Origin of the sequence: Thioalkalivibrio sp. AKL9, assembly GCF_000377825.1 — a bacterium.
Classification (GTDB): Bacteria; Pseudomonadota; Gammaproteobacteria; order Ectothiorhodospirales; family Ectothiorhodospiraceae; genus Thioalkalivibrio; species Thioalkalivibrio versutus.
Map to the genome: position 1 here is coordinate 80,706 of NZ_KB905103.1, position 20,804 is coordinate 101,509.

A 20,804-nucleotide genomic window follows, 5' to 3' on the forward strand; every position below is an offset into this window, starting at 1 on the left:
TCGAACTTGATATCGCGCGGGTTGCGTTCGCCGGCCTCCGCTGCCCGCTGCGACTCGCGAACGTCCTGCATGGGACGCAGGCTGAGGAGCTCGAAGTACCGCCACATCAGATCATCGGAGATGGACATGAGCTTGCCGAACATGTCGTCGGGGGAATCCTGGACGCCAATGTAGTTGTTCAGCGACTTGCTCATCTTCTGGACGCCGTCGAGCCCTTCAAGGATCGGCATGGTCAGGATGACCTGAGGCGGTTGCCCCTCCTGCTTCTGCAGCTCGCGGCCCACCAGGAGGTTGAACTTCTGGTCGGTGCCGCCCAGTTCGATGTCGGCCTTCAGCGCCACCGAGTCGTAGCCCTGGATGAGTGGATAGAGGAATTCGTGGATCGCGATCGGCTGATGCTGGGTGTAACGCTTGTGAAAGTCGTCGCGCTCGAGCATGCGCGCCACGGTCTGGCGCGAGGCGAGCTGGACCATGCCTGCGGCCCCTAGCGGCTCCATCCAGGTGGAATTGAAGACGACCTCGGTCCGCTCAGGGTCAAGAATGCGGAATACCTGCTCGCGGTAGGTTGCGGCGTTGCGCTCGATATCCTCGGCGGACAGCGGCGGACGCGTGGCGTTCTTGCCCGAGGGATCCCCAATACGGCCGGTGAAATCGCCAATCAGGAACAGGATGTGGTGCCCCAGGTCCTGGAGCTGGCGCAGCTTGTTGATCAGCACCGTGTGCCCCAGATGCAGGTCCGGGGCGGTGGGATCGAATCCCGCCTTCACCCGGAGGGGGCGGCCACTCTTGAGGCGCTCGACAAGATCGTCCTCGAGCAGGATTTCATCGGTGCCGCGACGAATAACGGCCAGCTGGTCTTCGAGTTCCATGACACCCCTTGGTCGAGATCAGAGACCGGCCGGGCTGGCCGGTCGCGCGCAAGGATACCGCGACCCCCGAACGGACGCGAAATGCCGCGGTGGTCCAGAATGGACGCCGACCCATAATGCGCGCGCGAGGATCACCACTATGACGGAACGCTTTATCGGGCTGATGTCCGGCACCAGCCGGGACGGCGTGGACGCCGTGCTGACAGAGATCCACGGGACCGGGCCGGTACGCGTGGTGGATCACTGCCAGCTGAGGTACCCCGACGACCTCGCCCAGGAGCTGGCGACGGCGGCCACCACTGAAACCCTGCGCTACCGGCACCTGGGCGCGCTGGATGCGCGGCTCGGCATGCTGTTCGCCCGTACCGTGCAAGCCCTGCTGGACCAGACCGGTCTGGCGCCGAGCGCGATCCGGGCGATCGGCAGTCACGGCCAGACCGTACACCACGCCCCCGACGCCGATCCGCCCTTCACCTGGCAGATCGGCGATCCCTTCCGCATCGCAGAGGCCACCGGCATCGACACCGTGGCGCAGTTCCGGCCGCGCGATATTGCTGCCGGCGGCGAGGGGGCACCACTGGCCTGCGGATTTCACGCTACGCAGTTCGGATCCACGGACGAGACCCGCGCGGTCCTCAATCTAGGCGGCATCGCCAACATCACCTGGCTGCAGCCGGGTCAGCCCGTGATCGGCTTCGACTGCGGCCCGGCGAATACGCTGATGGACGACTGGAATCGGCGTCACCATCAGACGCCGTTCGATCATGACGGCGCATGGGCCCGCAGCGGCACGCCCGACCCCGAACTGCTGACCCGGCTGCTCCAGGATTCGTTCTTCCAGCGCCCTCCGCCAAAGAGTACCGGGCCCGAATACTTTTCGCCGGCCTGGCTCCGTGCCGGGGCTGGCGACCGCCTGGACCGAGCCCGGCCCGAGGACATTCAGGCCACCCTGGCAGAACTGACCGTGGAGGGCGTGCGGCACGCGCTGGAGCATCTGCACATGCAGCCGCCCGCCCGCTTGCTGGTGTGCGGCGGCGGCGCGCACAACCGCCACCTGATGAAGCGCCTCGCCAAGGCCCTGCCCGCGACCCTGGTGGAGACCACCGAACGCCATGGGGTCCCCCCACAGCAGGTGGAGGGTGCCGCCTTTGCCTGGCTGGCCGCGCGAACCCTTGCCGGCGAGCCCGGCAACCTCCCGGAAGTGACCGGCGCGCGCGGCCCACGCGTACTTGGGTGCATCATCCCCGGTGGCCCCCGGGCACCCGGGGGCCACTAGCGCGGGCCGTTCGCCCCGACCCGAAACAAATAAGGGCCCGATCCGGAATCCCGGATCGGGCCCTTTCTTAACCGCTTGTCAGCTTCTCTCTAGACCGAGAAGCTCGAACCGCAGCCGCAGGTCGTGGTGGCATTCGGATTGCGGATCACGAACTGCGCGCCCTCAAGACCTTCGGAGTAGTCGATCTCGGCACCCGCCAGATACTGGAAGCTCATCGGGTCGATCAGCAGGGTCACCCCACCATTCTCCACGAGGGTGTCGCCATCGCCGACGGTCTCGTCGAAGGTAAAGCCGTACTGAAAGCCGGAACAACCGCCCCCGCTGACGAATACGCGCAGCTTGAGGTTGTCGTTGTTCTCTTCCTCGATCAGCCCCTTCACCTTGGTGGCCGCGGCATCGGTAAAGATCAATGGGCTGGGCATTTCGATGTCCAGTTCCGCTTCGGACGTCATGGGCTCGGACATTCGGGGCCTCCTGTAATAATCATTTTCATTCACGCTACGGAAGACTGAGCCCCGGAGTCAAGAATGCTCATCTTCCGTGGGATTGGCCAGGGCCTGGGTCTCGCTCGTCCCGTCCAGCTCGCCCTCGAGGGGATGCTCCACCCGTTTGAGCAAGCCGTCGATCTGCGCGCCCTCTGCCATCTGCAGCACGGTGTAGTAGAGGTTACCGGCCAGACGGGCCGTCTCGCCAAGCTCCACGTGCTCTCCCACATGGACATCGCCACGCACCTCGCCGTTCATCAGCAGGTGCGGAACCGCGACATGGCCCTCGACCACGCCCCCACCCGCGACCACCAGAACGGCCGACGAATCGGTCGCGGCCCGGATATCCCCGATCACGCGGCCTTCGATATGCAACCCGCCTCCAAACTCGATATCACCGTGGACCACTGTATGGCGCCCCACCAGGGTATCCACTTTCCGCGCGCGGCGGCCTCGTTTGCGTCCCATCATTGCGTACTCTCCAGCAGGCGATCCCAGTCGGCCCATTCCGAAACCGGTTCAAGATCCTCGTCGTTCGCGGCGCTCGCCCTCAGCGTCAACCCGACCGGCTCGAAGCCCTCCGGAAGATGGATCCGGGCGCGCTGATTGCGCAACAACCGAAACCCCTCGACCAGGCGATCGTTCTCCAGCCCCAGCGCATCGGTCTCCAGGGTGGACAGCGCCTCTTCCCCGGTCGCATAGCCTTCGACCTCCAGCGCCCAGCGCAAATCCACCGAACGACTCAACCCCGGGCGGTAGAGCTGGAACACGACATCAAACACGCCCGACTGCCCCGTGCGCTGCAACTGCAGCGACCGGATGCCCAGGGCATCTTCACCCGCGCCCTCCGCAAGCCGCCGATAAAACGCCAGCTCCTCGCGCAACTCCAGCAACTCGGCCTCCTGGCGCTCGATGTCGCCGGAAAAGGCCGCGAGCTCCGCGGTCTTCATTTCCAGCTGCTGCTCGGCGTGGCGGCGCGCCTCCTCGGCAGCCTGGCGCGCGACGAGCGCCTGCTCCAGGTCATCCCGCAGGCCCTCGATACCGCGTTGCGCATCGACCGTGTCCCGTATGTCCTCGCGCCAGTTCTCGACCAGCCAGGCTCCGCCCGCCACCAACACCAGGATCAGCATCAGCAGCCCCGCGCGCCACCACCCGCCGCGGCGTCCCGACCCGCTGCGCCGCCGCGCGGGAATGCGCGGAATCCGGGGCAGACGTGGACGCGGGACACCCGTAGTCATGTGGCAGGCCAGGACATCAGGGGAAAACCGGCAGCCCGTCCAGACCGGCTGTCTCGGCCTGGCCGAACATCAGGTTCATGTTTTGCACGGCCTGCCCGGCCGCGCCCTTCACCAGGTTGTCGATCACCGACAGCACCATCAGCCGTCCGGAGTGCGGCGGCTGTGCCAGCGCAATACGACAAAGATTGGTGCCGCGCACGCTGGCCGTTTGCGGATGGGCCCCCGGCGGCATCACGTCCACGAACGGCTCGTCGCGATAGCGCTGCTCGAAACAGGCCTGCCAGTCCGCGTCCGCCACCTGCGGGCGCAGATAGAGCGTCGCGTGAATACCGCGCGTCATCGGCACCAGATGCGGCTGGAAGATCAGCCCGACCGACTGCCCGGCCACGCCACTGAGCGTCTGGTGGATCTCCGGCCAATGCCGATGCCCGCCACTGGCATAGGCGCGAAAATCTTCCTGCACCTCGGCGAAAAGCCCGCCGATCTGCGCCTTGCGCCCGGCCCCGCTGACACCGCTCTTGGCATCCGCGATCACGTCCGCGGGATCGATCAGACCGGCCTCCAGCAGAGGCAGAACCGCCAGCGACACCGCCGTGGGATAGCAACCCGGCACGGCGATCAGCCGCGCATCATGGATCTGCGCCCGGTTCAGTTCGGGCAGGCCGTACACGGCCTCGTCCAGATACTGCGGCGCACCATGCGCCTGTCCGTACCACTGCGCCCACAACTCGGGATCACGGATACGGAAATCCGCCGACAGATCGATGATGCGCGTGCCCCGCTCAAGCAGCGGCGCAGCCAGTCCATGCGCCACCCCATGCGGGGTGGCGAAAAAGACCACGTCGCACTCGCCCAGGGTCGCCTCGTCCGGGGCCTGGAAGACGGCATCCACCGCGCCGCGCAGGCTGGGGAACAAATCCGCCACGGGCGTGCCCGCCTCGCCGCGCGAGGTCACCACCTGAAGATCGGCCGCGGGATGCCGCGCCAGCAGGCGCAGGAGTTCCACTCCGGTGTAGCCGGTGGCCCCGACAACCCCGATGCGGATGGGTTTGCTGTTGGTTGCGTTCGTCATGCTGCGGCATGATACCGCCTTGGCCGGGACCACGGAACGCATGCGGTTTCGGCCAGTCCACAAATGCAGGCTATTCGATCAACGGATCACACCCCTATGAGCAAAGTCAGGATCGACCGCAAGGCCATCTTCGGAGGCATCTTCATCATCGCGCTGGTCGCCGTCGCCGCGACCATCTGGTTGACCGACGACGGCATGCGCCCGGCACCCGCCTTCGCCGCCACCACCCTGGACGGCGAGCCGGTAGCCCTGGAAGACTACGAGGGCCGGCCGGTGATGATCTCCTTCTGGGCAACCAACTGCCCGTCCTGCATCCGCGAGATCCCGGAACTGATCCACCTGCACGACACCTACGCCGACAAGGGCTTCGAGCTGCTGGCGGTCGCGCTGTCCTACGACCCGATCAACCGCGTGGAGGCCATGCGCGAAGACCGCGGGATGCCCTACAAGGTCATCCACGACAGCGACGACGCCTTTTCACAGGCCTATGGCGGCGTGCGCCTGACGCCGACCACCTTCCTGATCTCGCCGAATGGCCGCATCGTCTACCAGAAGCTGGGCGACCCGGACTTCGAACAGATCGAACGCCACCTGGAACGCTGGCTCTCCTGAGCCGCCCCGCGCAGGGACATCGCACCCGTTTCCGAGAAGGACCTCCATGCAAGCCTATAACTGGTTCCTCAGCCTGCACGTGATCTTCATGGTCACCTGGTTCGCCGGGCTGTTCTATCTACCGCGCCTGTTCGTCTATCACGCGATGACCGAGGACGCCCTCGGTCACGAGCGCTTCAAGGTGATGGAGCGCAAGCTGTTCTACGGGATCATGACCCCCGGCGCGCTGATCACCATCCTTTTCGGCGTGATCATGCTGGTGGATCGCTCGTTCTATCTGGCCGAGCCGTGGATGCACTTCAAGCTGACGCTGATTGCCGTCCTGGTCGCCTATCACGTCTGGTGCGGCAAGATCGTGCGCGACTTCCGCGATGACCTGAACCGACGCGATCACACCTGGTATCGCTGGTTCAACGAGATCCCGGTCCCGATCCTGGTGGGCGTGGTCGTGCTGGTGGTCAACCGCTCCATCGTGGATGCGCTCATCGCCATCGGCGTGGTACTGGGGATCTTCCTGCTGAGTGCGCTGATCGCACAGTGGCGGGCACGCCGCACCTGAGCTGCGCCCCTTGCCCCCCCCTGCCGGCCACGGGTGAGCGCCGCGGTCAGGTCTTGCCGGCGCGCACCAGCCCGCCCAGTCCGGCCTGGACCAGGGCATTGTTCAGCAGCGACCGGATCTGATCGGCGTTCTCCAGCAGCCGGCACTGCGCCAGCAAGGCCTCGGCGCGGTCGGTGGAGAAACTGCGGATCACCCACTTAACCCGCGGGATCGAGGACACGCTGACGCTCAGGCTGTCGATCCCCATCCCCAGCAGCAGGATCACCGCGGCCGGGTCGGCTGCCATTTCCCCGCAAACGCTGACCGGCTTGCCCGCCCGGTGCGAACCGTCGGTAATCGTCTCCAGCGCGTGGATGCAGGCCGGGTGCAGGGTGTCGTAGAGATGCGCCACACGGGCGTTGTTGCGGTCCACCGCCAGCAGGTACTGGACCAGGTCGTTAGTGCCCACGGACAGGAAGTCCACCCGCCGGGCAAGCATCTCCGACATGTACACCGCCGCCGGCACCTCGACCATCACCCCGATGCGCGGCATCGGGATGCGGAAACCCTCGTCCAGCAACTCCTCGCGCGCCCGGTTGAGCAGGGTCATCGCGCCCTTCAGCTCGTCCAGCGCCGAGATCATCGGGAACAGGATCTGCAGGTTGTCGTGGGAGCGACTCGCCTTGAGCATCGCCCGCAGCTGGGTCAGGAAGATCTCCGGGTGGTCCAGCGAGATACGGATCCCGCGCCAGCCGAGGAACGGGTTGTCCTCCTTCACCGGGAAATATGGCAGGGCCTTGTCGCCACCGATATCCAGGGTGCGCAGGGTCACCGGCATGGGGTCGAAGGAGGCCAGCACCTGCTCGTAGAGCTGGACCTGCTCCTCCTCGCCGGGGAAGCGGTCGCGGATCATGAACGGCACCTCGGTGCGGTACAGCCCGACCCCCTCGGCCCCGGACTCCAGCGACGGCTTGATATCCGCCAGCAACCCCGAGTTCGCGAGCACCGGCACCGCGACGCCATCGCGGGTCTCGGCCGGGTCCTTGGCCAGCGCACGCAGGTCCTCCGCCAGCTCGCGCTCCTCGCGCACCAGGCGCTCGAACTCCACGCGCAGCTCGGCGTTGGGGTTCACGAACAGCCGCCCGCGATAACCATCAACCAGGATCTCGCGCCCTTCCAGGCGCCCCACCGGGAGCTCGGACACGCCCATCACCGCAGGGATGTTGAGCGCCCGCGCCAGGATCGCGATGTGCGAAGAACCCGTGCCCTTGGCCGAGACCATGGCCCCCAACCGCTCAATCGGAACCTCCGCAAGATGCGAGGCGGTCAGGTCATCCCCGACCAGGATGCCGCCATCGGGAAACTCGTCCTGGCTGCGATCGGCCGGCAGCAGGTGCGACAGCACGCGGCGACCCAGATCGCGCACATCCGCCGCCCGCTCGCGCAGGTACGGGTCCTCCATGTCCTCGAATACCCGCACGCTCTCACGCACCGTGTCGCGCAAAGCCGCCGGGGCCCACTGCCCATTACGGATGCGCGTCTGGGTCTTGTGCACCAGAGAGTCGGAACCCAGCAGCATCAGGTAGGCATCGAACAGCACCTGCTCGTCCGGCCCCAGGGCCTCGCCCATGCGCTGCTTCAGGTCCTCGATCTCGGTGCGGGTCTCCGCCACCGCCTGCCCGAAATGCTCCAGTTCGTGATCCACCCCGGCGCCTTCGCGATCCGGGATGGAGTCCATGTCCGCCAGGCGGTAGGCCACCACGGCCCGGCCAATGGCCACGCCCGGCGAGCCGGCAATGCCGGTGGCCTCGACGTTCACATGCCCGATCAGCGGGGTCTCGGAGGAGATCTCGTCGTTGAACTCGGCATAGGCGATCGCCCCGGCCAGCTGCGCCGCCAGGGTGATCAGGAAGGAGACATGCTCGTCATCGAACTTGCGCGCCTGGTGCTGCTGCACGACCAGTACGCCCAGCAGGCTGCGCTGGTGGATGATCGGGACCCCCAGAAACGCGAGGAAGTGTTCCTCGCCGGTCTCCGGGAAATAACGAAAACGCGGGTGGTCCTGAGCGCTGTCAAGGTTGACCGGCTCGGCCCGCGAGGCGACCAGACCCACCAGACCCTCCGACGGGTCCATCTCGACCTGCCCGATGGACTCCTCGCGCAGACCCTCCGAGGCCATCAGCACCAGGCGCCCCGACTGCGGCGACTTCAGGTAGATCGAACAGACATCGATCTCCAGCGCCGCCTTCACCCGCGTAACGATGATATGCAGCGCTTCGAAGAAATCCGCGGCACCGTTCACTTCCTGCACCACACGGCGCAGGACCTCGAGCATCGAGGGCTGCTTCGGGACCGTCAACGCGAGGACACCGGCGAATGGGGCTGGGGCTGGGCCGGGCCACGGCGGCCAGAACGTCGCGCGCGCGCCTGTTCGAGTTCCGGGAACATCAGCGGCACCAGCTCGCACAGCGCACGGCGATAGACCTGGCGCTTGAAGTGCACGACCTCGCGTGCCGGACGCCAGTAGTCGATCCAGCGCCAATCATCGAATTCCGGGGTTTCCATCGCATCCAGCACCACGTCGCTCTCGTCTCCGACCATGCGCAGCAGGAACCAGCGCTGTTTCTGGCCGATGCAGACCGGGCGTTGATGGCGCCGGACCATGCGCTCCGGCAGGCGGTAGCGCAGCCAATGGCGGGTACTGCCCAGCACCTCGACGTGCCGGGGGAACAGGCCCGTCTCCTCGTGCAGCTCGCGAAACATCGCCTCCTCGGGCGTTTCTTCCGCATGCACGCCCCCCTGGGGAAACTGCCAGGCCGCCTGCCCGACCCGCTTGCCCCAGAACAGCTGCTGTTCCGCGTTGCACAGGATGATGCCTACGTTTGCGCGATACCCGTCACAATCAATCACTTGCATCAGCCAGACGCTTCTCTATTACTGGCATTGTTCCACAGCCGGTGCCCCGGCGGCAAAGCCCCTACCATGCCTCCGGTGCCGGTCCCAAAAGGGGCCTGTGGCTGCAGCCGACGACGCCCGCCGGTACACTCGCGTCCGATCCAAGCCAACCCGAGAGCACCCTCATGGCCCTGGCCCTGTTCGACCTCGACAACACCCTGCTCGCCGGCGACAGCGATCACGCCTGGAACGAGTTCCTGGCAGAGGTGGGCGCCGTCCACCCGACCTGTCACGCCGAGACCAATGACCGTTTCTACCAGGAGTATGTGGCGGGCACCCTCGACATCCACGAATTCTGCCGCTTCGCCTTCAGCCCGCTGGCCGAACACCCACGCGCGCAGCTCGAGGCCTGGAGGGAGCGCTTCATCGACACGCTGATCCGGCCAATGATCGCTCCCGGCGCCCCACCCCTGCTGGCCCGACACCGCGAGGCCGGTGACGAGTTGGTCATCATCACCGCGACCAACCAGTTCGTCACCCAGCCGATTGCCGACCTGCTGGGCGTGGACCACCTGATCGCGACCCTGGCGGAGGAAGGCGAGGACCGAGAATTTACCGGCGACCTGACCGGGGTGCCCTGCTTCCAGGAAGGCAAGATCGAACGCCTGCGCCAGTACCTCGCGGATCATCCGGATCCCGAGGACAGCATCGCGCAGGCCAGTTTCTACAGCGACTCGCGCAACGACATCCCGCTACTGGAACGTGTGGGGCACCCCGTCGCAGTGGACCCGGACCCGACCCTTGCCGCGCACGCTCACAACCAAGGCTGGCCAGTCATCTCGTTGCGCTAGGGAGCCGCTGATCCATTTGCACGTCCGCGTTGGCGCCCCATTTTTCCCGAGACAAGGCGCGGTGCGCAGTGCCGTAGCCACTCTACGGTCAAGCGGCGCAACGCAGAATCGGGGAAAATGGGGCGCCAACCCCTTGAGGGCTCGGCCGCCTTTGCCTTCTGGATTCGGCCCCGCTGGCGGCGCTGCGGCTCGCTCATGTAGCTCGGCTACACTTCGCTCACCGCGCCTTGTCAGCGAGTAAACTCGACTCGAGCGCGGACGTGCGAATGGATTAGCGTCTCCCTGGGCGACGGCGTCAGCTGAAGACGCTGGCGATCTGGGCAAGGCGCTGCCCCGCAGGGGTATCCGCCTTGCCGGCCGCCGCGACTGCATCGCGATAGCCGGCAACCAATTCCGGCACCACGGCCACCACCTGCTTGCGCCGCAGGCGCGCGGCACCGGTCACCGGCCAAGTCGCCCGGAAGTCGCAGTTGTCCAGCGCATCGCAGACCCACAGGCTCCATTCGTGGCGGGTCACGTCGATCTCGTGCTGACGGATCACCAGCCGATAGACATGCTCGGCCTGCATGTCTGCCATGCCGACGGCGGGCCCCACGCATTCCACCTGCAACTCGCCGGCGAGCCGGTTCAACTCCTGCTCCAGCGCGGCCAGGGCCTGATCGACCTCTGCGTTCAGCGTGCCACCCGCTTCGGCGGCGGCGACCAGGGGACGGAGGGACTCGACTTCGAACTCGCTGCTCATGCTGCGTACACTCCCGGGATGCGGAACAAGAACGCCCCGGGGGTGCCGGGGCGCGCGCAACCTTAGCACGGGAGCCCCCATTCATGAATCATCCCCCGATCGCGCTGACCATTGCCGGCTCCGACCCCGGTGGCGGCGCCGGCCTGCAGGCCGATCTAACCACCTTTACCCGCCTCGGCGTACACGGGGGTACGGCCGTGACCGCGATCACCGTGCAGGACACCCGCAACGTGCTGGACTTCAGCGTGCTGTCTGCGGAACAGCTGCGCGCCCAGATCGAGGTCACCCTGGCCGATCTTGCCGTCGCCGCAATCAAGATCGGCATGCTGGGCTCAGTGGAAAACGTAAAAATGGTCGCGGCGCTGCTGGCCGAGCACCCGCACATCCCGGTGGTGCTGGACCCGGTGATGGTCGCCGGCGGCGGCGGGGCGCTCGCGACCGAAGCCGTGGTGGACGCGACCCGCGAGGCCCTGCTGCCACGCGCCACCCTGATCACGCCCAACGGACCGGAGGCCGCGCGCCTGGCCCGAACCGACGATGCCACCCAGTGGGGCCAACGGCTGCGCGAACGGGGCGCGCGCAACGTGCTGGTCACCGGCGGCCACGAAGGCGGCGATCAGGACCCCATCATCAACCGCCTGTACCGCGAGGACGGGCACATGCGCGCCTTCGAACTGCCACGCCATCCGGCCGGCTTCCACGGCTCCGGCTGCACCCTGGCTGCGGCGATCGCCGCCTTCCTGGCGCGCGGCCGTGACCTGGAGCCGGCGGTGATCGAGGCCCAGGCCTTCATGAACGACGCGGTCGCGCGGGGCTACGCCCCCGGCCACGGCCAGCACGTCCCCAACCGGCTGTGCCCACATGGCGACTGAGCATCCCCCCCGCCTGCGCGGGCTCTATTTCATCACCCCGGCGGTCCCGGAGGACGCGAACCCACGCGCCACACACCTCGCCACTGCCAAGGCTGCGCTGCGTGGCGGTGCGCGCCTGATCCAGTTCCGCGACAAGACCCTCGCAGGCGCCGCACGCGAGGCCATCGCCCGCGAACTGGTCGCCCTTGCGCATGCGCACGGCGCGCTGTGCATCATCAACGACGACACCGAGCTGGCCGCGCGCGTCGAGGCCGATGGCGTGCACCTCGGGCGTGACGACCCGGACCCGGTCGCGGCCCGCGCGCGGCTCGGCCCCGGCGCGGTGGTCGGCGTCTCCTGCTACAACGAGCTCGAACGAGCCCGCTCGGCACAGGTGGCCGGCGCGAGCTACGCGGCCTTCGGCTCCGTGTTCCCCTCCCCGACCAAGCCCGACGCGGCACGCGCGGATCTCGAACTACTGCGCGAGGCGCGCACCACACTGGAGCTGCCGATCTGTGCGATCGGCGGGATCACGGCGGCGAACGCCCCCGAGGTCGTCGCGGCCGGGGCAGACCTGCTCGCCGTGATCCAGGGCATCAGCGCCGCGCCCGACCCCGAGGCCGCCGCGCGTCAGATAAGCGGACTGTTCGACTGATCCCTTTGCACCCGCCCGCAGCCGTCGCTATGGTTGCCGGGCTTCCCGAATTCATCGACCCGAATCCAACAATCACAGGACACCGTCATGCAGGAAACCGAGCGTCTGTTCGAGGCCGCCAAGCAGCACATCCCCGGCGGCGTGAATTCCCCCGTGCGCGCCTTCAAGGGCGTCGGCGGGACCCCGATCTTCATGGACCGCGCCAACGGCGCCTACATGTGGGACGCCGACGGCCAGCGCTATATCGACTACATCGGTTCCTGGGGCCCGATGGTGGCTGGCCACGCCCACCCCGAGGTGATCGAGGCGGTGCGCGAGGCCTGCAACAACGGCCTGTCCTTCGGCTGCCCCACGCGGCTGGAGAACGACATGGCCGCCAAGGTCTGCGAGCTGGTGCCGTCAATGGACCTGGTGCGCATGACCAACTCGGGCTCCGAGGCGACCATGAGCGCGATCCGCCTGGCGCGTGGCTATACCGGCCGCGACCGCATCGTGAAATTCGAGGGCAACTACCACGGCCACGGCGACTCGCTGCTGGTGAAGGCCGGCTCCGGCGCCCTGACCCTCGGCCAGCCCAGCTCCCCGGGCGTGCCCAAGGAACTGGCGGCGCTGACCAGCACCCTGACCTACAACGACCCGGACGGCGTGCGCGCGTTCTTTGCCGAGAAGGGTGACGAGGTCGCCTGCATCATCGTCGAGCCGATTGCCGGCAACATGAACTGCATCCCGCCGGAGCCGGGCTTCCTCGAGACCCTGCGCGAGGTCTGCGACCAGCACGGCGCGGTACTGATCTTCGACGAGGTGATGACCGGCTTCCGCGTGTCGAAGAACTGCGCCCAGGGCTACCTGGGCGTGACCCCGGACCTGACCACGCTGGGCAAGATCATCGGCGGCGGCATGCCGGTGGGGGCCTTCGGCGGCAAGCACGCCATCATGGAACACCTCTCCCCGCTGGGCCCGGTCTACCAGGCCGGCACCCTGTCGGGGAACCCGATCGCGATGACCGCCGGGCTGAAGACCCTGGAGATCCTGTCGCGCCCGGGCTTCCACGACGAGCTGGAGACGCGCACCAAGAAGGTCGTCGCGGGCTTCGAGGACGCCGCGCGCGAGGCCGGCGTGGCCGTGACCACCAACCAGGTGCCGGGCATGTTCGGGCTGTTTTTCTCGGAGCAGAAGGTCACCGACTTCGCCGGCGCCACGGCCTGCGATACCGCCGCCTTCGGCCGCTTCTTCCACGCGATGCTGGGCGAGGGGATCTACCTGGCCCCTAGCGCCTTCGAGGCCGGCTTCATGTCCAACGCCCATTCGGACGCCGACATCGACGCGACCATCGAGGCCGCCCGCAAGTCCTTCAAGGCGCTCTGAGCGCGCCCTCGCCTCTCCTGCGCAGTGAACCGGCGACCCCCACGGTCCGCCGGTCCGCTGCGCCCTGACCCGCTACTCGCCACTACGCACGAATGACCGAGACACTGATCCAGTCACCGCTGGCGCTGGGGCTCCTGTTTGTGGCGCTGGGCCTGGTCGCGGGCATCCCGGCTGGCATGTTCGGCATCGGCGGCGGGCTGATCCTGGTGCCAGTGTTCGTCGCCGTATTCAGTCTGCTGGCCTTCGATTCGGCCAGCCTGGTGCAGCTCGCGGTCGGCTCCTCGCTGGGCGCGATCATCCCCACGGCGATCCTGTCGGCGCGCGCCCACCACCGCCGGGGCGGCGTGGACGGCGCGGCGGTACGCCGTCTCCTGCCGGGCATCATCGTCGGCGCACTGATCGGCGCCTGGCTGGCCACGCGCATCGACTCCGACCACCTGGGGCGTATCTTCGGCGCCTTCGAGGTGGCGATCGGCATCTGGATGCTCCTGAACATCCAGCCACCGGAGGCCCCGGTACCCCGGCGCAGCGTCTGGCTGGGCGGCGGGACCCTGATCGGAGCCGTATCCTCGCTGATCGGCATCGGCGGCGGCACACTGACCACGCCGTTCCTGGTCAGTCAGGGGCTGGAGCTGCGCCGTGCGATCGGCTCGGCGGCGGCGCTGGGCGTGCCGATCTCCATTGGCGCCAGCTTGGTGTTCGCCCTGCCGCAATGGGCCGACCCGGCCTATCAGGCGCCGGAATGGGCCCTCGGCTATCTCTACCTGCCGGCCATCCTCGGCGTCGTGATCGGCACATCCATCAGCGTACGCGGTGGCGTCTGGCTGACCCATCACCTGCCGGTCGCCCACCTCCGCCGCGGCTTCGCCGGCATCCTGATCCTCGCCGGCATCCTCATGCTCATCCGCTAGCACTCGCCCCCGCCGGCTCTTCCCCCGCTGTAGGATGCCGATGAGCGAAGCGAATCGCATCGGTACAGCGATTGCCCCACAGCTTGAGGCTGGCCCTGGTTCGGCATCCGGTGTTTACGCCGGCTTCGGTCCACCACATGCCAGTGGGTGGCTGGCCCTGGTTCATCACCCGGTGTTTACAGTGCCTCCGGTCCACATACTGCCCGGCGCTGACTCGCCAGCGCGCCGCGAGGTACTTCTTTGCTCGTGCAAAGAAGTACCCAAGAAACACGCCCGACTGCCGCGACCCCGGCCCGCTGCGCGGGCCGGGGTTTCCCTCGCTCCTAGGCTTTTCGCGGGCGGCGCTGAACTCGCTACGCCTTCGGCTTCGCTCAGACATCCAGCGCCTTTTCTCCCGCGAAAAGCCTCTCCACTCGGCGCGACGACAACGGGGAGGCAGGTCCAAAAAACGGCTATACCAACGTTCTTGCCAGTGGATGATGGCTAGGTCTTCATACATCTTCGGCACGCTCGGCCTGCGGCCATGGCGTGCCGCGCCCGCGAAGCGGGCGCCGGGGGTGTTCGGGCGGCGATGCCTATGGTTAGGCAGAAGCGTGGGGATACGGTCGGTTTTGACCTTCCCCGCCCGTATGGAGCCCCTTGCGGAAGGGTGCTCGGGCCGGGAGAAGGCGCTGGATGTCTGAGCGAAGCGCAGCGTAGCGAGTTCAGCGCCGCCGGCCCGAGGGCCCTGGAGCAAGGTTCCCGGGCGGAATCCGGGGGCCCTTCTTTGGGTACTTTCTTGGGCAAGCAAGAAAGTACCTCGCGGCGCGCTCGCGAGAGAGCGCATGGCAGTATGTGGCCCGAAGGCACGTAAACACCGGAGGACAAACCAGGGCCAGCCTAACCGGCATGAGAAAACCGACCGCGCGGAGCCTCGACGGTCAGGCGATGAGACGAGTGGCGAGGGCGAACCACAGGGGCAGGGTGACCAACGACAGCGCCGTGGTCAGGGTGACGGCGGCCGCGTAGAGCCCGGTGTCCAGGCGGAAGCGATCACAGAACACCAGCCCCAGCACCATCGCCGGCATCGCCGCCTCCAGCACCGACCCGACCCCGGGCACCCCCTCGAGACCGGTCCACAACACCAGCCCCAGGGCAAAGACGGGGGCCAGGATCAACTGGACCACGGCCACCACCGCCAGCGGCCGGGCATCCCGCCCGCGAAAGCGATTGAACACCAGCGCGAGCCCCAGCGAGAACAACATCAGCGGGGCCACACTGTCGGCCAGGAACCCGAGAAAGACGTCCAGCCAGTCCAGCAGCGGCACGCCGGCGAGGTTCAAGCCCACACCGACGACCGCAGCCCAGATCGACGGCACGACCGCGAGGGCCCGGATCGGGCTCCCGCCCCCATACAAGCGCACCGCCTCAGGATCGCCGTAGCGCCGCGCCAGCAGCACCCCCAGGGTCAGGACCAGTGGGAGACAGGCGAACAGGTCGTACTGGATCGCCACCGCACGCCCGGCCTCGCCAAACAGGCTGTCGAGCACCGGCAGGCCGAGATAGGTCGCGTTGGGCCAGGCCGCCGCCAGCAGCATGGCCCCGATGGCAGCGCGCTCGGCCATGCAGACCCGGCAGGCCAGCAACGTGACCCCGACCATCGCCAGCACCGTGAGACCGGCCACCAGCGCGATGCGCAGAGAGTCCAGACCCAGCGGGGCAACCCACAGGACCTGAAGCACCAGTGCCGGCAACAACAGGTAGTACACCAGGGTGGTCAGGACCCGGCGTGTGGTGTCCGCGTCCAGGCCACCGGGCTGCAGGGCGCGCCAGACCACGCCCGCGACGATCAGCGCCCCCATCTGGGTCATCACGCTCAACATGGCAGGCGTCCGGCCTCGGGGCGCTGGGGCATAGTGACGGCATCCTTTCGCGCATGGCGCAGGGGTTTGCGGTCATTCTACGATCCTGGCACGCACCCCACACAAAAAAACCCGGCGGGGCGACGCCCCCGGCCGGGTTCGATCTCACGGGTTTGGCCCGCGAGAGACCGTTGTCAGAAGCGGCTTACGCGCCCCCGGCCTGCTCCTGTTCCTGCTGCTGGCGCTCGACGTCGGCACGCACCTGCTCCATGTCCAGCTCGCGCACCTTGCCCAGCACCTCGTCCAGCTGACCGGCGGACAGCACGCCCGGCTGGGAGAACACGATGATCTGCTCGCGGAAGATCATCAGGGTCGGGATGGAACGGATCTGGAAGGCGCCGGCGATGGCCTGCTCCTCGTCGGTATTCACCTTGGCAAAGACCACGTCGGAGTGCTTGCCGGAGGCCTCCTCGAAGGTCGGGGCGAACTGCTGGCACGGGCCACACCAGGGGGCCCAGAAGTCCATGATGACGATGTCATTCCCGGTAATAGTGGATTCGAACGTGTCCTGCGTGAGTTCCTGAACGGCCATGATGGCGGGCTCCGGTTAAAAATGTCCCCGAACCTTACCAGCCTCCGCGGCCGCTTTCAGGATTTCGATGCTGCGAGCATGGCCGCTCGCAGGCGTTCCAGACGCTCGATCGGGTCGTCGGCCTCCAGCAATTGCTGCTTGATTTCGAGGTCGATCGGGAGCAGTTCGGTCAGCCGCGCGGCAACCCAGGTCGAGTCGTCGAAGCGCCGTTCCAGGTGCGACCAGGGCGTACCCAGCTGGTCCAGCAAGCGCTCCAGCAGATCGGCCAGCGAGGCATAATCCACCGGCAGACTCACCTCGGGATACTCCGGCAAGGGCTCCACATCACCCAGCCACAGGCCGTCATCGGCGTGCCGGGCATTGTGGATGACCCGCCGACCCTCGCCCTTGACCAGGATCCCCAGCAACCCGTCGGGGCGCTGGTCCCAGTCCACGATGACCGCCTCGGTGCCGACACTGTAGAAACCCGCGGAGGGATCCGACTCGGACGGGAGTTCACCCGATTCACGTTCCGGTTCGGTCGCCACGATGACGAAGCGACCATCGCTGCGCAGGCAGCGCCGCACCATGTCCAGATAACGGGTCTCGAAGATCCGCAGCGGCAGCAACCCCTCGGGGAACAACACCGTGTTCAGCGGAAACAGCGGCAGCGTGGTCATGCATCCTCTCCCGGCTCCGGGGCCGCGCCCCAGCGCGGCACCAGGGCGTGCTCGACGTCGAGGTGATCCAGCACCCGCGCCACCATGAAGTCGATCAGGTCATCGATGGACTGCGGACGGTGATAGAAGGCCGGATTGGCCGGCATCACCACTGCGCCCATGCGCGCCAGACGCAGCATGTTCTCCAGGTGGATCTCGGAGAACGGCGTCTCGCGCACCACCAGCAGGAGCTTGCGGCGTTCCTTGAGCACCACGTCGGCGGCACGCTCGATCAGCCCGCGCGAGGCACCGGTCGCGATGGCCGACACGGTGGCGGTGGTGCAGGGGCAGACCACCATGGCCTCCGGCACGGCCGAGCCACTGGCGACCGGGGCGGTCCATTGCTCGGGCCCGTAACAGTGGATCTGATCGGGGGCCGCCTGATAGCGCTCAGTGAAGTAGCGCGCAATCTCCACCGGGCGGCCGGGCAAATTCAGGTCCGTTTCCAGCCCGAGGACGACCTGGGCCGGCTTCGACAGCATCAGGTGCACCTGGACGCCGGACTCGACCAGGCACTGCAACAGGCGCAAACCATAGGGCGCACCGGAGGCGCCGGTCAGGGCCAGTGAGATGCTGCGCGGGCGTTCGGTCATGCGGGCGTCCCCTGCAGGGCGTCAATCAGGCGCAGGTGCAACCCGTCGAAGCCTCCGTTGCTCATGATCACCAGCGTATCGCCGGATCGAACGGTGGCAAGAATCCCCTGCAGCAGGGATTCGATATCGCGCGCCACGGACAGGTGCTCGCCGAGTTGCTGTTGCAGGCCCTCGGTGGACCAGTCGATCTCCGGGGCATGGTACAGATGGACTGCGTCGGCCTGCGCAAGCGCCGTACCCAGGGCCTCGGCGTGCACCCCCATGCGCATCGTGTTGGAGCGCGGCTCGAGGATCGCCACCAGACGCCCACCCGGCGCCACCTGTCCGCGCAGCCCTTCGAGGGTCAGGCGGATCGCCGTGGGATGGTGGGCGAAGTCGTCGATCACCCGGATGCCGTCGATCTCGGCGCGCAGCTCCTGGCGCCGACGAACGCCGCGAAACGCCGGCATGGCGGCCAGGCCCGTAGCCAGAGGAACACCGGCATGCCGAGCGGCGGCCAGGGCCGCCAGGGCATTCGCCAGGTTGTGACGCCCGGTCAGCGACCATTCCACCCGCCCCTGTGCCACGCCATCGGCCAGCACCTCGAAGACCGAGGCCTCGGGGTTCAGGGCGCGCGCCGCCAGCGCGGGGGTCGCATTTCCAGTGTCGCCTTCAGGGTCGGTCGCGAGGCGCTCCACCGGCGTCCAGCACCCCATCTCCAGCACCCTCTCCAGTGCGGCATCACCGGCCGGCATCAGGATACGCCCCTGCCCCGGCACCGTACGCACCAGGTGATGGAACTGTCGCTCGATCGCGGACAGGTCGGGGTAGATGTCGGCGTGGTCGAATTCGAGATTATTCAGGACCAGGGTGCGCGGCCGGTAATGGACGAACTTGGCGCGCTTGTCGAAGAACGCGCTGTCGTATTCGTCGGCCTCGATCACGAAAAACGGAGCATTCCCCAGGCGCGCACTGACCCCGAAATTGCCGGGGACCCCGCCGATCAGAAAGCCGGGGCTCAGCCCCGCGTATTCAAGAATCCAGGCGAGCATGCTGGCGGTCGTGGTCTTGCCATGGGTACCGGCCACCGCCAGCACCCAGCGATCACGAAGGATGTGTTCGGCCAGCCACTGCGGGCCCGAGGTGTAGTCCAGCCCGCGATCCAACAGGGCCTCGACCACGGGCATGCCGCGGCGCATTACATTACCGACCACGACGGGCCCCGCGTCGGGCAGCGTGTCCGGGTCGTAGCCCTCGTGGTAGGCAATCCCGGCCTGTTCCAGCTGGTCGCTCATGGGCGGGTAGAGCTTCTGATCGGAACCCGTGACCGTATACCCCTGCGCGCGCGCCAACTGGGCCAGCCCGCCCATGAAGGTCCCGCCAATCCCGAGGACGTGGAGCTGCCCGCCGGTCACTGGAACAGCCCGATCGTGGTCTGGGTGGCCACGCTGGAGACCACGATATAGCCCAGCGCGATCAGCATTCCCACCAGACGCGAACCCAACCCCAGCGCCTGCTGCAGGATGTGACCAAAAACGAGCAGCAACCAGGCCAGGAGCACCAGCATCCCGAACACGACCCCGGTGGCGACCTCCTCCGGCTCGCGCGCCGGATCGGGTCCGCCCGCCAGCACCATCAGCAACGCCATCAACAAGCCCAGGACCGCGCCGGTCCCCGCCATCGCGGTGAAGGTCTGGCGCCAGCGATCCGATACGCCCTGCATGCTCAGCAGGATGGCGATAAAGGCATACAGGACCACCAGGTCCATCACGTTCAGTGCCAGCGCCTGGCCGAAGCCGTACAGCGGGATCCCGATCACCATGCCGGCGATCAGGGCGATCCCGACCCAGAAGATCAGCGTGCCGTTGTCCGCCGGCAGGTCCTGCGGACCGGCGTGCAGGCGCAGGATGTTCAGCATCGCGGTGAGGCCGTTCAACGGTCGCCCTCCTCGGCCTCCATGGCCTCCAGCGCCTCGAGTTCATCCAGCTCGTCCAGCATGGCATCGGCCTCGTCATCCGGCATGCCACCGCGCACCAGGAAGTCCCGGCGCTGCAGATAGCCCTGGCGCATCGCGATATAGGGGTCGTCGGACAGCTGATCCAGCATGCGCTCGGTGGAAATTAGGCCCGCGCGCATGTCGACCACTTCCAGTGCGATCAGGCCCACCCACCAGCCTGTATGGTCGTCGCGCAAATTGGTGTGATAGGAAATCGGATTAGAGTACCAATCCACCAGCCGCGCCGGGGCATCACGCGCGGTGCTGGGGCCAAGCAAGGGGATCTGGAAATAAGGACCACGCGGCACACCCCAGGCCCCCAAGGTCTGGCCGAAGTCCTCGTTGTTCTTGTCCAGTCCCATGGGCGAGGCGACGTCGATCAGCCCGAACAGCCCGAAGGTCGAATTGAACATGATGCGCCCAGTATCCGAGGCGGCGTTTTCCAGGTTGCCCTGCAACAAGTTGTTGAACAGGACCGTGAAGTCATTGAGGTTGGAAAAGAAGTTGCCCACCCCGGTCTGCACCGGTTGCGGCAGGCGCTGGTACTGCACTGCGGCCGGGCGCAGCAGCGACTCGTCGAAGTCCTGATTGATCTCGAACACCGCCCGGTTGTAGGACTCCCAGGGATCATCGGGGTGGCGGTCCTCGCTGGGCACCGTCGCGCAACCGGCCAGGCCAAGGAACGTCAGGGCCAGCAGGCTCGGGCGCAAACAGGAGACAACAGACATGTGATTCCTTAATTTTT

Annotated in this window: 24 protein-coding genes (1 of these 24 only partly in view); 9 read left to right on the top strand and 15 right to left on the bottom strand. The window is 67.1% G+C overall.

What is annotated here, in order from left to right; translation table 11 throughout:
* Nucleotides 1-869 carry the 5' portion of a tyrosine--tRNA ligase gene (gene tyrS, locus D573_RS0100410; RefSeq protein ID WP_018937260.1) on the bottom strand. Its footprint begins 337 nt before the window's first position, so 869 of the gene's 1,206 nt are visible here — the first part of the coding sequence; its start codon is at nucleotides 867-869; its stop codon lies off the left edge, out of view.
* A gap of 139 nt (nucleotides 870-1,008) precedes the next feature.
* Here tyrS and D573_RS0100415 point away from each other — a divergent pair, with 139 nt between their 5' ends.
* A complete protein-coding gene (locus tag D573_RS0100415; RefSeq protein ID WP_018937261.1) occupies nucleotides 1,009-2,145 on the top strand; it encodes an anhydro-N-acetylmuramic acid kinase in 1,137 nt (378 codons plus the stop codon).
* An 89-nt stretch (nucleotides 2,146-2,234) separates the two neighbouring features.
* On the opposite strand, the gene erpA is transcribed toward D573_RS0100415, so the two are convergent.
* The 4 genes from erpA to argC all read right to left on the bottom strand — a co-directional run bounded on the left by erpA (nucleotide 2,235) and on the right by argC (nucleotide 4,940).
* The gene (erpA, locus tag D573_RS0100420; protein WP_018145294.1) at nucleotides 2,235-2,609 is read right to left on the bottom strand and encodes an iron-sulfur cluster insertion protein ErpA; all 375 of its coding nucleotides are present in this window, start codon (nucleotides 2,607-2,609) and stop codon (nucleotides 2,235-2,237) included.
* Nucleotides 2,610-2,666: 57 nt separating this feature from the next.
* Nucleotides 2,667-3,101 (bottom strand): polymer-forming cytoskeletal protein, encoded by a 435-nt coding sequence (locus tag D573_RS0100425; protein WP_018937262.1) that lies wholly within the window; start codon nucleotides 3,099-3,101, stop codon nucleotides 2,667-2,669.
* On the bottom strand, nucleotides 3,098-3,760 hold the full coding sequence (locus D573_RS0100430) for a DUF6776 family protein (RefSeq protein ID WP_018937263.1): 663 nt from the start codon (nucleotides 3,758-3,760) through the stop codon (nucleotides 3,098-3,100). The genes D573_RS0100425 and D573_RS0100430 overlap by 4 nt, the downstream gene beginning before the upstream one ends.
* Nucleotides 3,761-3,884: 124 nt before the next feature.
* Nucleotides 3,885-4,940, bottom strand: a complete 1,056-nt coding sequence (argC, locus tag D573_RS0100435) for an N-acetyl-gamma-glutamyl-phosphate reductase (RefSeq protein WP_018175876.1) — start codon at nucleotides 4,938-4,940, stop codon at nucleotides 3,885-3,887.
* Between the two features lie 96 nt (nucleotides 4,941-5,036).
* Between argC and D573_RS0100440 the strand changes: the two genes are divergently transcribed.
* Both D573_RS0100440 and D573_RS0100445 read left to right on the top strand, forming a co-directional pair.
* On the top strand, nucleotides 5,037-5,552 hold the full coding sequence (locus D573_RS0100440) for a peroxiredoxin (RefSeq protein WP_018145290.1): 516 nt from the start codon (nucleotides 5,037-5,039) through the stop codon (nucleotides 5,550-5,552).
* Between the two features lie 46 nt (nucleotides 5,553-5,598).
* Entirely contained in the window at nucleotides 5,599-6,111 is a 513-nt protein-coding gene (locus D573_RS0100445) for a CopD family protein (protein WP_018937265.1), read from the top strand.
* A gap of 46 nt (nucleotides 6,112-6,157) precedes the next feature.
* Here D573_RS0100445 and ptsP read toward each other — a convergent pair whose 3' ends face one another.
* Nucleotides 6,158-8,425, bottom strand: coding sequence for a phosphoenolpyruvate--protein phosphotransferase (gene ptsP / locus D573_RS0100450; RefSeq protein ID WP_018145288.1), 2,268 nt, complete (start codon nucleotides 8,423-8,425; stop codon nucleotides 6,158-6,160).
* A 20-nt stretch (nucleotides 8,426-8,445) separates the two neighbouring features.
* On the bottom strand, nucleotides 8,446-9,006 hold the full coding sequence (locus D573_RS0100455; protein ID WP_018937266.1) for an RNA pyrophosphohydrolase: 561 nt from the start codon (nucleotides 9,004-9,006) through the stop codon (nucleotides 8,446-8,448).
* Nucleotides 9,007-9,170: 164 nt separating this feature from the next.
* Here D573_RS0100455 and D573_RS0100460 point away from each other — a divergent pair, with 164 nt between their 5' ends.
* Nucleotides 9,171-9,836, top strand: coding sequence for an HAD family phosphatase (locus D573_RS0100460; RefSeq protein ID WP_018937267.1), 666 nt, complete (start codon nucleotides 9,171-9,173; stop codon nucleotides 9,834-9,836).
* Between the two features lie 295 nt (nucleotides 9,837-10,131).
* Here D573_RS0100460 and D573_RS0100465 read toward each other — a convergent pair whose 3' ends face one another.
* On the bottom strand, nucleotides 10,132-10,578 hold the full coding sequence (locus tag D573_RS0100465; protein WP_018937268.1) for a hypothetical protein: 447 nt from the start codon (nucleotides 10,576-10,578) through the stop codon (nucleotides 10,132-10,134).
* A gap of 83 nt (nucleotides 10,579-10,661) precedes the next feature.
* On the opposite strand from D573_RS0100465, the gene thiD reads away from it, so the two are divergent.
* The 5 genes from thiD to D573_RS14740 all read left to right on the top strand — a co-directional run bounded on the left by thiD (nucleotide 10,662) and on the right by D573_RS14740 (nucleotide 15,043).
* Nucleotides 10,662-11,450 (top strand): bifunctional hydroxymethylpyrimidine kinase/phosphomethylpyrimidine kinase, encoded by a 789-nt coding sequence (gene thiD, locus D573_RS0100470; RefSeq protein ID WP_018169057.1) that lies wholly within the window; start codon nucleotides 10,662-10,664, stop codon nucleotides 11,448-11,450.
* Nucleotides 11,440-12,084 (top strand): thiamine phosphate synthase, encoded by a 645-nt coding sequence (thiE, locus tag D573_RS0100475; protein WP_018937269.1) that lies wholly within the window; start codon nucleotides 11,440-11,442, stop codon nucleotides 12,082-12,084. Before thiD ends, thiE begins: the two co-directional genes overlap by 11 nt.
* A gap of 87 nt (nucleotides 12,085-12,171) precedes the next feature.
* Nucleotides 12,172-13,449: a glutamate-1-semialdehyde 2,1-aminomutase gene (gene hemL, locus D573_RS0100480; RefSeq protein ID WP_018175881.1), complete on the top strand. Its 1,278-nt coding sequence runs from the start codon at nucleotides 12,172-12,174 to the stop codon at nucleotides 13,447-13,449.
* 92 nt (nucleotides 13,450-13,541) lie between these two features.
* Nucleotides 13,542-14,360, top strand: coding sequence for a sulfite exporter TauE/SafE family protein (locus D573_RS0100485; RefSeq protein ID WP_018175882.1), 819 nt, complete (start codon nucleotides 13,542-13,544; stop codon nucleotides 14,358-14,360).
* A 476-nt stretch (nucleotides 14,361-14,836) separates the two neighbouring features.
* Nucleotides 14,837-15,043 (top strand): hypothetical protein, encoded by a 207-nt coding sequence (locus D573_RS14740; protein WP_155984851.1) that lies wholly within the window; start codon nucleotides 14,837-14,839, stop codon nucleotides 15,041-15,043.
* Between the two features lie 237 nt (nucleotides 15,044-15,280).
* Here the strand turns inward: D573_RS14740 and D573_RS0100490 are convergent, their stop codons facing one another.
* The 7 genes from D573_RS0100490 to D573_RS0100520 all read right to left on the bottom strand — a co-directional run bounded on the left by D573_RS0100490 (nucleotide 15,281) and on the right by D573_RS0100520 (nucleotide 20,787).
* Nucleotides 15,281-16,222, bottom strand: a complete 942-nt coding sequence (locus tag D573_RS0100490) for an AEC family transporter (RefSeq protein WP_018937270.1) — start codon at nucleotides 16,220-16,222, stop codon at nucleotides 15,281-15,283.
* Nucleotides 16,223-16,406: 184 nt separating this feature from the next.
* Nucleotides 16,407-16,793, bottom strand: a complete 387-nt coding sequence (gene trxA, locus D573_RS0100495) for a thioredoxin (RefSeq protein ID WP_018145279.1) — start codon at nucleotides 16,791-16,793, stop codon at nucleotides 16,407-16,409.
* A gap of 56 nt (nucleotides 16,794-16,849) precedes the next feature.
* On the bottom strand, nucleotides 16,850-17,452 hold the full coding sequence (locus D573_RS0100500) for an LON peptidase substrate-binding domain-containing protein (RefSeq protein ID WP_018937271.1): 603 nt from the start codon (nucleotides 17,450-17,452) through the stop codon (nucleotides 16,850-16,852).
* Nucleotides 17,449-18,084 carry a flavin prenyltransferase UbiX gene (locus D573_RS0100505; RefSeq protein WP_018937272.1) on the bottom strand — a complete coding sequence of 212 codons (636 nt, stop codon included), beginning with the start codon at nucleotides 18,082-18,084 and terminating at the stop codon, nucleotides 17,449-17,451. Before D573_RS0100505 ends, D573_RS0100500 begins: the two co-directional genes overlap by 4 nt.
* Nucleotides 18,081-19,478, bottom strand: a complete 1,398-nt coding sequence (gene mpl, locus D573_RS0100510) for a UDP-N-acetylmuramate:L-alanyl-gamma-D-glutamyl-meso-diaminopimelate ligase (protein ID WP_018937273.1) — start codon at nucleotides 19,476-19,478, stop codon at nucleotides 18,081-18,083. Before mpl ends, D573_RS0100505 begins: the two co-directional genes overlap by 4 nt.
* Nucleotides 19,475-19,999, bottom strand: coding sequence for a hypothetical protein (locus D573_RS0100515; RefSeq protein WP_018937274.1), 525 nt, complete (start codon nucleotides 19,997-19,999; stop codon nucleotides 19,475-19,477). The genes mpl and D573_RS0100515 overlap by 4 nt, the downstream gene beginning before the upstream one ends.
* Nucleotides 19,996-20,787: a VacJ family lipoprotein gene (locus tag D573_RS0100520; protein ID WP_038039514.1), complete on the bottom strand. Its 792-nt coding sequence runs from the start codon at nucleotides 20,785-20,787 to the stop codon at nucleotides 19,996-19,998. Before D573_RS0100520 ends, D573_RS0100515 begins: the two co-directional genes overlap by 4 nt.
* Between the last annotated feature and the right edge of the window lie 17 nt (nucleotides 20,788-20,804).

What these genes read in the sequence shown, in the direction of transcription:
- D573_RS0100415 (WP_018937261.1), top strand. Translation starts at nt 1,009, where the DNA reads ATGACGGAACGCTTTATCGGGCTGATGTCCGGCACCAGCCGGGACGGC.
- erpA (WP_018145294.1), bottom strand. Translation starts at nt 2,609, where the DNA reads ATGTCCGAGCCCATGACGTCCGAAGCGGAACTGGACATCGAAATGCCC.
- D573_RS0100425 (WP_018937262.1), bottom strand. Translation starts at nt 3,101, where the DNA reads ATGATGGGACGCAAACGAGGCCGCCGCGCGCGGAAAGTGGATACCCTG.
- D573_RS0100430 (WP_018937263.1), bottom strand. Translation starts at nt 3,760, where the DNA reads ATGCTGATCCTGGTGTTGGTGGCGGGCGGAGCCTGGCTGGTCGAGAAC.
- argC (WP_018175876.1), bottom strand. Translation starts at nt 4,940, where the DNA reads ATGACGAACGCAACCAACAGCAAACCCATCCGCATCGGGGTTGTCGGG.
- D573_RS0100440 (WP_018145290.1), top strand. Translation starts at nt 5,037, where the DNA reads ATGAGCAAAGTCAGGATCGACCGCAAGGCCATCTTCGGAGGCATCTTC.
- D573_RS0100445 (WP_018937265.1), top strand. Translation starts at nt 5,599, where the DNA reads ATGCAAGCCTATAACTGGTTCCTCAGCCTGCACGTGATCTTCATGGTC.
- ptsP (WP_018145288.1), bottom strand. Translation starts at nt 8,425, where the DNA reads ATGCTCGAGGTCCTGCGCCGTGTGGTGCAGGAAGTGAACGGTGCCGCG.
- D573_RS0100455 (WP_018937266.1), bottom strand. Translation starts at nt 9,006, where the DNA reads ATGCAAGTGATTGATTGTGACGGGTATCGCGCAAACGTAGGCATCATC.
- D573_RS0100460 (WP_018937267.1), top strand. Translation starts at nt 9,171, where the DNA reads ATGGCCCTGGCCCTGTTCGACCTCGACAACACCCTGCTCGCCGGCGAC.
- D573_RS0100465 (WP_018937268.1), bottom strand. Translation starts at nt 10,578, where the DNA reads ATGAGCAGCGAGTTCGAAGTCGAGTCCCTCCGTCCCCTGGTCGCCGCC.
- thiD (WP_018169057.1), top strand. Translation starts at nt 10,662, where the DNA reads ATGAATCATCCCCCGATCGCGCTGACCATTGCCGGCTCCGACCCCGGT.
- thiE (WP_018937269.1), top strand. Translation starts at nt 11,440, where the DNA reads ATGGCGACTGAGCATCCCCCCCGCCTGCGCGGGCTCTATTTCATCACC.
- hemL (WP_018175881.1), top strand. Translation starts at nt 12,172, where the DNA reads ATGCAGGAAACCGAGCGTCTGTTCGAGGCCGCCAAGCAGCACATCCCC.
- D573_RS0100485 (WP_018175882.1), top strand. Translation starts at nt 13,542, where the DNA reads ATGACCGAGACACTGATCCAGTCACCGCTGGCGCTGGGGCTCCTGTTT.
- D573_RS14740 (WP_155984851.1), top strand. Translation starts at nt 14,837, where the DNA reads ATGATGGCTAGGTCTTCATACATCTTCGGCACGCTCGGCCTGCGGCCA.
- D573_RS0100490 (WP_018937270.1), bottom strand. Translation starts at nt 16,222, where the DNA reads ATGTTGAGCGTGATGACCCAGATGGGGGCGCTGATCGTCGCGGGCGTG.
- trxA (WP_018145279.1), bottom strand. Translation starts at nt 16,793, where the DNA reads ATGGCCGTTCAGGAACTCACGCAGGACACGTTCGAATCCACTATTACC.
- D573_RS0100500 (WP_018937271.1), bottom strand. Translation starts at nt 17,452, where the DNA reads ATGACCACGCTGCCGCTGTTTCCGCTGAACACGGTGTTGTTCCCCGAG.
- D573_RS0100505 (WP_018937272.1), bottom strand. Translation starts at nt 18,084, where the DNA reads ATGACCGAACGCCCGCGCAGCATCTCACTGGCCCTGACCGGCGCCTCC.
- D573_RS0100520 (WP_038039514.1), bottom strand. Translation starts at nt 20,787, where the DNA reads ATGTCTGTTGTCTCCTGTTTGCGCCCGAGCCTGCTGGCCCTGACGTTC.